This window comes from Zobellella denitrificans (assembly GCF_002237365.1).
GTDB lineage: Bacteria > Pseudomonadota > Gammaproteobacteria > Enterobacterales > Aeromonadaceae > Oceanimonas > Oceanimonas denitrificans.
On record NZ_NMUO01000031.1, the window covers coordinates 1 to 11,420 of the forward strand.

The 11,420-nt window shown below is 65.6% G+C and carries 9 protein-coding genes; 4 read left to right on the plus strand and 5 right to left on the minus strand.

Translation table 11 applies throughout. The features are described 5' to 3' along the window. Window positions 1-1,211 (minus strand): sigma 54-interacting transcriptional regulator (locus CGX12_RS08630; protein ID WP_094039484.1); only part of this gene is annotated, 1,211 nt, incomplete at its 3' end. A gap of 214 nt (window positions 1,212-1,425) precedes the next feature. Here CGX12_RS08630 and CGX12_RS08635 point away from each other — a divergent pair. The 3 genes from CGX12_RS08635 (at window position 1,426) to ccoG (ending at window position 5,353) form a co-directional block, all read left to right on the plus strand. Further along, entirely contained in the window at window positions 1,426-1,986 is a 561-nt protein-coding gene (locus tag CGX12_RS08635) for an acyl-CoA thioesterase (protein ID WP_094039485.1), read from the plus strand. Next, a complete protein-coding gene (locus CGX12_RS08640) occupies window positions 1,987-3,396 on the plus strand; it encodes an aminotransferase-like domain-containing protein (protein WP_094039486.1) in 1,410 nt (469 codons plus the stop codon). It abuts the gene before it with no gap. Window positions 3,397-3,964: 568 nt separating this feature from the next. Continuing rightward, the gene (gene ccoG, locus CGX12_RS08645) at window positions 3,965-5,353 is read left to right on the plus strand and encodes a cytochrome c oxidase accessory protein CcoG (protein ID WP_094039487.1); all 1,389 of its coding nucleotides are present in this window, start codon (window positions 3,965-3,967) and stop codon (window positions 5,351-5,353) included. A 101-nt stretch (window positions 5,354-5,454) separates the two neighbouring features. Here ccoG and CGX12_RS08650 read toward each other — a convergent pair whose 3' ends face one another. The 4 genes from CGX12_RS08650 to betI all read right to left on the minus strand — a co-directional run bounded on the left by CGX12_RS08650 (window position 5,455) and on the right by betI (window position 9,561). After that, complete coding sequence (locus tag CGX12_RS08650; protein WP_094039488.1) at window positions 5,455-5,721, minus strand: DksA/TraR family C4-type zinc finger protein; 267 nt, start codon at window positions 5,719-5,721, stop codon at window positions 5,455-5,457. Between the two features lie 82 nt (window positions 5,722-5,803). Then, complete coding sequence (betA, locus tag CGX12_RS08655; protein ID WP_094039489.1) at window positions 5,804-7,486, minus strand: choline dehydrogenase; 1,683 nt, start codon at window positions 7,484-7,486, stop codon at window positions 5,804-5,806. Window positions 7,487-7,504: 18 nt separating this feature from the next. Further along, the gene (betB, locus tag CGX12_RS08660; protein WP_094039490.1) at window positions 7,505-8,968 is read right to left on the minus strand and encodes a betaine-aldehyde dehydrogenase; all 1,464 of its coding nucleotides are present in this window, start codon (window positions 8,966-8,968) and stop codon (window positions 7,505-7,507) included. After that, the gene (gene betI / locus CGX12_RS08665) at window positions 8,959-9,561 is read right to left on the minus strand and encodes a transcriptional regulator BetI (RefSeq protein WP_094039491.1); all 603 of its coding nucleotides are present in this window, start codon (window positions 9,559-9,561) and stop codon (window positions 8,959-8,961) included. The genes betB and betI overlap by 10 nt, the downstream gene beginning before the upstream one ends. 415 nt (window positions 9,562-9,976) lie before the next feature. Here betI and fdhA point away from each other — a divergent pair, with 415 nt between their 5' ends. Next, the gene (gene fdhA, locus CGX12_RS08670; RefSeq protein ID WP_094039492.1) at window positions 9,977-11,176 is read left to right on the plus strand and encodes a formaldehyde dehydrogenase, glutathione-independent; all 1,200 of its coding nucleotides are present in this window, start codon (window positions 9,977-9,979) and stop codon (window positions 11,174-11,176) included. Window positions 11,177-11,420: the final 244 nt, after the last annotated feature.

The window sequence follows — 11,420 nt, forward strand, 5'->3', positions numbered from 1 at the left end:
GGGCGGGGCCGTTCCAGCTCGGCGGCGAAGCGGGTGCAGAAGTGCTGGGCCAGGGGCAGTATGTCCTTCTGCCGCTGGCGCAGGGGCGGGATCTGCAGGTTGAGCACGTTGAGCCGGTAGAACAGGTCCCGGCGAAACCGGCCGCCCTGCACCAGCCCGGCCAGATCCTGCTGGGTGGTGCAGATGAAACGGATGTCCACCTTCACCTCCTGCTCGTCGCCCAGGCGGCGGAAGACGCCGTCCTGCAGCACCCGCAGCAGCTTGAGCTGCAACAGGGCCGACATTTCGCCGATCTCGTCCAGCACCAGGGTGCCGCCGTTGGCCTGATCCAGCACGCCGCGCTTGCCCTGGGCATTGTTGCCGAAGGCGCCGGGGGCGTAGCCGAACAGCTCGTTTTCCGCCGCCTCGTCGGGAATGGCGGCGCAGTTGAGCAGGATGAAGGGCCCTTCGCCGCGCAGGCTGGCGTTATGGCAGGCCCGGGCCAGCAGCTCCTTGCCGGTGCCGGTTTCGCCCTGGATCAGCAGGGGGGCGTCCAGGGTGGCCAGGCGGCGGGCCTCCCGGAGCAGCTCGCTCATGGCCGGGCTCTGGGCAATGAGGCCGTCGAAATGGCCGCTTTCCCGGCTGCGCATCACCTTGAAGTGCTGGCCCACCCGGTAGGCGGACTTGAACACCACCACGGCCCCGGCCAGGCTCTGTTCGCCGGACTCTTCCGTCACCCAGATGGGCAGGAAGTCGGCCAGGTAGGGTTCGTGGTCTATGGTCACCTTTTCGCTGAGCGGCTGCGGCTCGGCCTGCTCCAGCCAGCGGCTCACATAAACGCCCCTGAGCAGGGGCCCCAGGGGTTGTTGCAGCAACTGCGACTGGGGCTGGGCCAGCAGGGCGCAGGCGGCGTCGTTGGCCAGGCTGATGCGGCCCTTGGTGTCCACCGCCACCACGGCGTCGGGCAGTGCCTTGAGCAGCGCCATGATGGCGTTGTGCTCCCGCTCCGAGGGCATGCAGGGGATGGTCTTGACGTCGAACACCCCGGGAATTCGGCGGATGGCCGGCATCAGGTGCTGCAGGGCGGAGAAATCCAGGGTGGGGAAGTTCAGGTAGATGATACCGCTGGTGTCGATCTCGATGCCGCGCAGATCGATCTGGTGTTCCACCAGTATGTCCAGCAGCTCCCGGGTCATGCCCAGGCGGTCTTCGCAGGTAACTTTTAAGCGCATGGTGCCGTCTTGTGCCTTGTCAGGCTGTAAATAATACCTTACAGCGATGGGCGATACGAGCCCCGCCCGGACGGGCAGGGAAGCCGGCGTAAAAAAATCGGCTTTTTCGGCCGCAAACGGTTTACGCCGGAGGCCGGCTCGGACATCCTTAAGCGCCTTTCCCGGTGCGCGGGAAGGCGGAGCATCCGGAATCAAGAACAAATCAGGTGAAGCAATGAACGAAGCGGGTTTCAGAACGGTCGAGTCGTCCCAGGTCATCCTCAAGGAGTTGATGGTCCCTTCCTACGCCAATTTCGGCGGCAAGGTGCACGGGGGGGTCATTTTGTCGCTGATGGACAAAATCGCCTATACCTGCGCCGCCACCCATGCCAAGGGCTACTGTGTGACCGCCTCGGTGGACTCGGTGGACTTCGTCAACCCGGTGGAGGTGGGCGAGCTGCTCACCCTGTACGCCTCGGTCAACTACGTGGGCAAGAGTTCGATGGAGGTGGGCATCAAGGTGGTGTCGGAAGACTTCAAAAACGGCATCGTCAAGCACACCAACACCTCCTACTTCACCATGGTGGCGCTGGATGAGGAAACCCGCAAGCCCGTCGCCGTGCCCGGCCTTATCCTCGAGAGCGAGGAGGAGATCCGCCGCTTCGTGATGGGCAAGCTGCGCAAGAAGCTGCGCCGTGCCCACCAGCAGGAGATCGCCGACATCCGCCAGGCCCTGAGCGTGGGACAGGAAATGGCCGAGCTGAAGGGGGAGAACTGCCAGCTGGCGCGCGGCTGAGTGACCAAGTACGAACAACTGGCCCGGCAGCTGCAAGGCCAGATCGCGGCCGGCGCCTGGCAGCCGGGAGACCGGCTGCCTTCCCTGCGGGAAAGCGCGCGCCGGGCGGATATCAGCCTGATGACGGTGCTCAGCGCCTATCAGCTGCTCGAAAGCGAGGGCTGGATCCGCTCCCGGCCCCAGTCCGGCTATTTCGTGGCCGAGCCGCTGGCCAGCACCATTCAGCATTCGCCGCCCTTGCTGCAACCGGCGGAGACCGTCGATATCAACGCCGTTATCTTCAAGCTGCTGCAGGCCGGGGACGATCCGGCCTGCGTCGCCCTGGGCTCCGCCTTTCCCGATCCGTCGCTCTTTCCTCGCCAGCAGTTGGCCCGCTCCCTCGGCCGGGTGGCCCGGCAACTGCACAGCCAGGGCACCGGCGTGAGCCTGCCTCCCGGCCGCATCGAGCTCAGGCGTGCCATCGCCCGCCGCTACGCGGCCCGGGGCATGAGGGTGTCGCCCGATGAAATCGTCATCACCTCGGGGGCGCTGGAAGCGCTCAACCTCGGCCTGCAGTCGCTCACCGCGCCCGGCGACTGGGTGGTGGTGGAGTCGCCCGCCTTCTATGGCGCGCTGCAGGCGCTGGAGCGGCACCGTCTGAAGGCGGTGGCGGTGGCCACGGATCCGCAGAAAGGCATGGACCCGGATGCCCTGGCCGAGGCCCTGGAACGCTACCCGGTCAAAGCCTGCTGGCTGATGAGCCACTGCCAGAATCCCCTGGGCGGCACCCTGCCGGCGGCCCGCAAGCAGCGGCTGCTGGCGCTGCTGGCCAGGCACGACGTGGCCCTGATTGAGGACGATGTCTACGGTGAGCTGTATGCCGGGGACGAGCCGCCCCTGCCGATCAAGGCCTGGGACGAAGAGGGGCGGGTGCTGCACTGCGCCTCCTTCTCCAAGACCCTGGGCAGCGGCATGCGCATCGGCTGGGTGGCGGCGGGGCGGCAGGCCGAGGCCGTGCAGCGGCTGCAGCTGATGAGCACCCTGTCCGCCAGTGCACCCATGCAACTGGCCCTGGCCGATTACCTCGCCGGCCACCACTACGACAAGCACCTGTATACCCTGAGGCGTACCCTGGCACAGCGCAAGCAGCGCTTCTGCCGGGCGGTGCAGCGGGCCTTTCCGCCCTCGGCCCGGCTGCATGGCGCCGAAGGCGGTTATTTCCTGTGGGTCGAGCTGCCGGCGCCGGTCTGTACCACCCGGCTGTACTGGCGGGCCCTGGCGGAAGGCATCACCATAGCCCCCGGGCGCATGTTCGCCACCGATGACCGCTACCGGCACTGCCTGCGGCTCAATACCTCCCTGCCCTGGAATGCCCGCAGCGACGCAGCCATCCGCCGGCTGGCGGAACTGATCGGCGAACAGCTGGCCTAGAGCACCATATAGTTTAAAACTGAGGCGGCTCTGATACGCCGTTGGTTGCAGGCATTGTTGATTCTGGCGAGGCAGAGGCCGTCGGCCAAAGGGTGCTACTCCTCCGGCACGCCGTAAACCCATCCCTGGGGGCTCCGCCGCGCCCTCCCTGGCGCGGAGGGCCGGCGGAGCAGTACCCTTTGTCCTTCCTATCGCACCGCAACTGCCTGCGGGCACCCCCCTCAGACGGCGCCGGAGCTTGAAAGAGGCAACAGGGATGGCCTCCGCCGACCGTCACCTGCCAGGGATGGCAGGTGCGAGCCTACAGGGACGTACTCGCGGCGTGTCGGCGGAGGTGGCCCTGTTGACTCTTTTCTACGTTGCAACAGACAACAAATAGCTAATTTTGATCGATTTTTAAACTGAGCGGTGCTCTAGCCCGGCTGTTCTGTCAACCGGCTCACAGACCGCAACTGTTATGGTTCATCCGCGGCCAACTGTTTATGTTGCGCCGTCTGCTCCCATGCTCTACTGCCCCGGTCGTGGCGGGCGTTCGACCCGCCTGTTCCAACCGAGCAATGTGAGCCTTATGGATACTTCATCCCGGATTGACGTCAAGACCTGTACCACGCCCGTACGGCCCATCGACCAGGGCCATGTCTATGTGCGCGCCCAGCAAGGACGCTGGCAGCGCTGGCGGCAACGCCTGGGCTGGGCGCTGATGCTGCTGTTCCTGGCCGGCCCCTGGCTGCGCTGGAACGGTCGGCAGGCGATATGGCTGGATCTGGAGCAACAGCGCTTTTACCTGTTCGGCGCCACCATCTGGCCCCAGGATCTGACCCTGCTGGCGCTGCTGCTGATGGTGGCGGCCTTCGCCCTGTTTTTCGTCACCGCCTTGCTGGGGCGGGTCTGGTGCGGCTACCTCTGCCCGCAGACGGTATGGACCTTCTGGTTTATCTGGGTGGAGGAGCGCCTCGAGGGCAGCGCCAACCAGCGCCGCCGGCTGGACCAGGCTGCCTGGAGCCCGGTAAAGGTCGCCCGCAAGGGCGGCAAGCACCTGGCCTGGCTGCTGATCGCCCTGCTGAGCGGCGTGACCTTTGTCGCCTATTTCGTGCCGGCGACCGAGCTGGTCACCGGCCTGCTGGCGTTCTCCGCCGGCCCCTGGACCAGCTTCTGGGTGTTGTTCTTCACCCTGTGCACCTACCTCAACGCGGGCTGGATGCGCACCATAATGTGCACCCATATGTGTCCCTATTCCCGCTTCCAGTCGGCCATGTTCGACCGGGATACCCTGACCGTCACCTACGACGCCCGCCGGGGCGAAAGCCGGGGGCCGCGCGCCCGCAAGGCCGACCCGAGACAGTTGGGGCTGGGAGACTGCATCGACTGCCACCTCTGCGTGCAGGTCTGCCCCACCGGCATCGACATCCGCGACGGCCTGCAGTACGAGTGCATCAACTGCGGTGCTTGTGCAGATGCCTGTGATCAGACCATGAGCGGCATGGGCTATGCCCCCGGGCTTATCCGCTACGCCAGCGAGCGGGAGCTGGCCGGGGGCCAGAGCCGGCTGCGGCGGCCCCGGCTGCTGGGCTACGGCCTGATGATGGGTCTCGCGCTGGGGCTGCTGGCCTACGCCGCCTTGAGCCGCCCGCCGCTGGCGCTGGACGTGCTGCGGGATCGCAACCAGCTGTACCGGGAAACGGCCGAAGGGCAGGTTGAGAACAGCTATACCCTCAAGCTCGCCAACAAGACCCAGCAGCATCGGCATTACCAATTGCGGGTGGAAGGCGCGGACGCCCTGCGCTGGCTGGGCGAGCAGGAGATAGAAGTGGCGCCCGGCGAAAGCCTGAGCCTGCCGGTCAGCCTGGCCGCCGACCCTTACCTGCTGCCCGGCCATATGCAGGTGGTGACCTTCGTGGCCAGCGACGGCCAGGCCGAGGTTCGCACCGAAAGCCGGTTCTTTAGCGGGGGAAGGTGAGGGGAGGCAACAAAAGGGCCCACTGGGCCCCAATATCAGTCCGGCACCGGGCCGGTTTGCCCGCTCGCTGGCGGTGTTGCCACTCTTGGTCCATGAGCGGCTCAGCGTAGCAGGCTGTCCTTGCTGGCGCGGCGGTTGATGCCGTCACGACCCTGACGTGATTTTTCCTGACCGGCCTGGCAGTCGATGCACAGCCGCACTCCCGGCACCGCCCGGCGGCGGGCCTCGGGAATGGGGGTGTCGCATTCCTCGCAGTGGCTCAGGCTGTCGCCGGCAGCGAGCCGACGTCGGGCATTCTGCACCGCCTCTTCCACACTGGCGTCTATCTGCTCCTGCACGGCACCGTCCCGTGCCCATCCTCCGGCCATGGTGTTTCCCCTGTTTTTGCTGGACTGTGCGCCATCTTGGCACCGGCTACCCGGCGGTGCTGTGCGCCGGGTAGCAAAAACGTCAGTCCAGTTGGCGGGCCGGCTTGTCCGCCCGCTGGCGGTGTTGCCACTCTTGGTCCATGCCCACCTCGGCGGTGGAGGGAGCCAGCGGCGCCTTGCCCCGGATCAGATCCGCGGCCCGCTCCGCCGCCATGATGGTGGGGGCATTGAGGTTGCCGTTGGGAATGGTGGGGAAGATGGAGGAGTCCACCACCCGCAGGCCCTTGATGCCGCGCACTTTGGCTTCCGGGTCCACCACCGCCAGGTCGTCCGTGCCCATGCGGCAGGAGCAGGAGGGGTGGTAGGCGCTTTCCACCGACCGGCGCACGAAGGCGTCGATTTCCTCGTCCGTCCTGACCTGTTCACCGGGCTGGATTTCCGCGTCCCGGTAGGGGTCCATCGCCGGCTGGTTGATGATCTCCCGGGTCAGGCGCACGCAGGCGCGAAAGCCTTCGCGGTCTTCCTCGTGCTCCAGGTAGTTGAAGCGGATGCGCGGCGCGGCCTTGGGGTCGGCGCTGGCCACCTTCACGAAACCCCGGCTCTTCGGCTTGTTGTGGCCGATATGCACCTGGAAGCCGTGGCCGTCGAAGGCTTCCTTGCCGTCGTAGCGCATGGCGGCGGGCAGGAAGTGGTACTGCAGATCGGGCCATTCCACCCCGGCTTTGGAGCGGATAAAACCGCAGGACTCGAAGTGGTTGGTGGCGCCCAGGCCGTCCTTCTTCAGCAGCCAGCGGCTGCCGATCAGGAACTTGTTCCACCAATCCAGCTTGCCGTTGAGCGAAATGGGCTGCTTGCAGCGGAACTGGAAGTAGAACTCCAGGTGATCCTGCAGGTTCTCGCCCACCCCGGGCAACTCGTGCTTCAGCTCGATGCCGGCCGCGGCCAGGGTTTCTTTGGCGCCGATGCCGGAGAGCTGCAGCAGGTGCGGCGAGCCGATGGGGCCGGCGCTGAGGATGACCTCCTTGCTGACCCGCACCTCCTGCACCTGGCCGTTGCGCTCATAACGCACCCCCACCGCCCGCTTGCCGTCCAGCAGCACCCGGTGCACCAGGGCGTGGGTGACCACGGTCAGGTTGGGTCGGCCCATGGCCGGGCGCAGGTAGGCGTTGGCGGTGGACCAGCGCACGCCGTTCTTTACCGTCATGTGCATGGGGCCGAAGCCCTCCTGCTGGCGGCCGTTGTAGTCGGCGGTATGGAAATAGCCGGCTTCCACCCCGGCGTCCACAAAGGCCTGGTACAGGGGGTTTTGCATCCGGTTGCCGTTGTTGACCCCGAGCGGCCCCTTGTCGCCGCGGTAGTCGTCGCCGCCGAAGGCCCAGCTTTCGGCCTTTTTGAAGTAGGGCAGGCAGTGGGCGTAGTCCCAGCCCTCGGCGCCGTGCTGTTGCCATTCGTCGAAGTCGCGGGCGTGGCCGCGCACATAGACCATGCCGTTGATGGAGGAAGAGCCGCCCAGCACCTTGCCGCGCGGGCAGTGCATGCGACGGTTATCCAGGAAGGGCTCGGGCTCGGTCTCGAACTGCCAGGCGTACTTCTTGGTGTTCATGGGGATGGACAGGGCGGTGGGCATCTGGATGAAGATGCTCTTGTCGCTGCCGCCGGTTTCCAGCAGCAGCACCTTGTGCTGGCCGTCCTCGGTGAGGCGGTTGGCCAGCACGCAGCCGGCGGAGCCCGCGCCCACGATGATATAGTCGAATACGTTATCCATTGCGTTACCTCGCGGCCCTTAAAACGGGCTTTCCAGCTTGTTCATGCCCACGTACACCGCTTTCAGCTGGGTGTAGTGATGCAGGGTGGCCAGGCCGTTTTCCCGGCCGATGCCGGACAGCTTGTAGCCGCCCACCGGCATCTCGGCGGGGGAGGCGCCGTAGGCGTTGATCCAGCAGATGCCCGCCTGCAGCCGATGGATGACCCGGTGCGCCCGGCGGATGTCCTTGGTAAAGACGCCGGCGGCCAGGCCGGTGTCGGTGTCGTTGGCGCGCGCCACCACCTCATCCTCGTCCTCGAAGGTCAGCACCGACATCACCGGGCCGAAGATCTCTTCCCGGCAGATGGTCATCTCGTCGCGGCAGTCGGTGAAGATGGTGGGTGCCACGAAGTAGCCGTTGGGGGCCGAGGCCGGACGCAGGGCTTCGCCGCCCTGGACCAGGGTGGCGCCTTCTTCCACGCCCTTCTGGATATAGCCCAGCACCTTGTCGTAGTGGGCCTTGGAGATCAGGGCGCCGAAGTTGGTGGCCGGATCCAGCGGGTCGCCGGCCACAATGTTGCTGCGGGTGCGCGCCAGCAGCCGCTCCATAAAGGCCGGGTAGATGTCGTTATGCACGAACACCCGGGTGCCGTTGGTGCAGATCTCGCCCTGGGTGTAGAAGTTGCCGAGCATGGCGGCGGAGACGGCGTCGTCCAGGTCGGCGTCGTCGAAGATAATGAGCGGCGACTTGCCGCCCAGCTCCATGGTCACTTCCTTCAGCGAGCCGGCGGCGGCGGCCATCACCTTCTTGCCGGTACCCACCTCGCCGGTGAAGGACACCTTGGCGATGTCCGGGTGCTGGGTCAGCCAGGCACCCACGGCGCCGTCGCCCTGCACCACGTTGAACACCCCGGCGGGCACCCCGGCCTCGATAAAAATCTCGGCCAGCTTGAGCGCCCCCAGGGGGGTCTCTTCCGAGGGCTTGAAGATCATGGCGTTGCCGCAGGCCAGCGCTGGGGCGGCCTTCCAGCAGGCGATCTGCAGCGGGTAGTTCCAGGCGCCGATGCCGGCACAGATGCCGAGCGGCTCACGGCGGGTATAGTAGAAATCGCCGCCGAGATGCTGCTGGTTGCCCTCGATGGCCGGGGCGAGCCCCGCGAAGAATTCGATGCTGTCGGCGCCGGTGACCACGTCCACCACCGAGGCTTCCTGCCAGGGTTTGCCGGTGTCCAGCACCTCGATGCGGGCCAGCTCGTCGTTGCGCTCGCGCAGCAGGGCCACGGCCCTTTGCAGGATGCGGGCGCGCTCCATGCCGGTCATGGCCGACCACAGCGCGAAGCCGCGCCGGGCGGAGGCGATGGCCTGCTCCTTGATCAGCTCGTCGGCCACTTCCACTTCATAGATGGCCTCGCCGGTGGCGGGATTGATCACGGTGAAGGTGTCGCCGGATTCGTTGGCCACATAGCGGCCGTCGATAAAATTCTGGTATATCGTCAATGACATGCGTTCACTCCATGCTGCCGTAGCAGGTCGGTGATGAATTTCTTGCACAGCTGTTCGCCTTCCCGGAAGTCCCGGTCCGGCTCGGTGCTGAGCGCGCTGCGCAGCCAGAAGCCGTCGATCAGGGCGGCGGTCTGGCGGGCGGCAATCTTTGCCTGCTCCGGCCCCAGCAGGGGGCGGAAGGAATAGCGCAGGTTGCTGATCAGCCGCTGGCTGTTCACCTGTTGCAGCCGGGCCAGGCGCGGGTCGTGCATGGCCTGGGCCCAGAAGCTCAGCCACGACTTGGTGGCCGGGCGCGAGCGCTGAAACTCGGTGAAGTTGGCTTCCACTATCCGCAGCAGCCGCTGCTGCGGGGCGATGTCGGCGCTGGCGCGACTGAGCAGCGCCTGCTTCAGCTCTTCCAGCAACTGCCGGACAGTGGCCTCAATCAGCTCCTGCTTGCCACCGAAGTAGTGGCTGATGATGCCCGACGACATCCCCGCCAGCCGGCTGATGCTGTTGATGGTGGTGTTCTGCAGGCCGTACTCGGCCACCGAGGCCAGGGTGGCGTCGATCAGCTGTTTCCTGCGGGTATCCTTGATTCCGGTAATAGGCATAATTTTTTATTAATTGAACGTTCAATAAAAATAAGCCTAAGGACAGTTTTCAAAATGATCAAGTGAAATCTGCCGACGAAGTGAGCAGACCAGTCACCGGGGCGCCTGCCTTTTCCGGTGGCGCGCCGCGGTAATAGGCTTTCTTAATACAGCCATTAATTAATACAATTTTAACATTATGCCATTCTGCCCTAGTCTGGCGTTGGGAGCCGGCTAGAGAAAGGACCGGGGTTACCATGCTGTTAACGACCTTGATGTCTTGTTTTGACAAGTCGGTGTCTTAATCAGCAATGTTGCAAAAGGGTTTCGGCAGTCTACTGGGAGCCTGCCGGAGGAGGTGACACGACCTCCCGGCTCGGCACGTTCCGGCCCGGCGCCGGGGCGTCAAACCCGTCAAGCAAGAAGGATGCTGAACATGTGTGCGATACACGGTAACAGGGGTGTGGTCTATACCGGTCCCGGCAAGGTCGAGGTCCAGTCCATCGCCTTCCCCGAGCTGTCTCTGGGCAACAGGGCCTGCCACCACGGGGTGATCCTCAAGGTGGTGTCCACCAACATCTGCGGCAGCGACCAGCACATGGTGCGCGGCCGCACCACGGCGCCCTCCGGCCTGGTGCTGGGCCACGAGATCACCGGCCAGATCATCGAATGCGGCCGCGACGTGGAATTCCTCAAGGTGGGCGACATCGTTTCGGTGCCCTTCAACATCGCCTGCGGCCGTTGCCGCAACTGCAAGGAAGGCAAGACCGGCATCTGCCTGAACGTGAACCCGGCCCGTCCCGGCGCCGCCTACGGCTACGTGGACATGGGCGGCTGGGTCGGCGGTCAGTCCGAATACGTGATGGTGCCCTACGCCGACTTCAACCTGCTGAAGTTTCCGGATCCCAACCAGGCGCTGGAGAAGATCCGTGACCTCACCCTGCTGTCGGACATCTTCCCCACCGGCTTCCACGGCTGTGTGACCGCCGGCGTCGGCCCGGGCTCCACCGTCTATATCGCCGGCGCCGGCCCGGTGGGCCTGGCCGCGGCCGCCTCCGCCCAGCTGCTGGGCGCCGCCTGCGTGATCGTCGGCGACATGAACCCGGACCGCCTGGCCCAGGCCCGCAGCTTCGGTTGCGAGACCATCGACCTGCGCGAAGACGGCTCGATGGAAGACAAGATTGAGGCCATCCTCGGCGAGCGGGAAGTGGACGCCTTCGTCGACTGCGTCGGCTTCGAGGCCCATGCCTGCGGCTGCAACCATGGCAAGGAAGCGCCGGCCACCGTGCTCAACTCGGCCATGCAGCTGACCCGGGCCGGCGGCCAGATCGGCATTCCCGGCCTGTACGTCACCGAGGATCCGGGTGCGGCGGACGAGGCGGCCAAGCAGGGCGCGCTCAGCATGCGCTTCGGGCTGGGCTGGGCCAAGTCCCACTCCTTCCACACCGGCCAGTGCCCGGTGATGAAGTATCACCGTCCCCTGATGCAGGCCATACTTTTTGATAAGGTCCAGATCGCCAAGGCGGTGAACGTGCAGGTGATCTCCCTGGATCAGGCGGTGCAGGGCTACGCCGATTTCGACGACGGCGTGGCGAAGAAATTCGTGATAGACCCCCACGGCATGGTCGCGGCCTGAGCCGCAGGGTTCGTTTCAACGGACCGCCCCGGCATCGGCGCCGGGGTTGGTCCGATGTAGGGTCCACTTCAGTGGACCATTGTGCAGTCGGCGCCGTGGTTTGGTCACGATGTAGGGTCCACTTCAGTGGACCATTGTGCAGCCGGCGCCGTGATTTGGTCGACTGAAGTCGACCCTACAAGGTCCGCCGCAGGGCCTGTTACAAGGGACCACCCGATACCGCGGAGCGGGCCCTCCGCCTGAC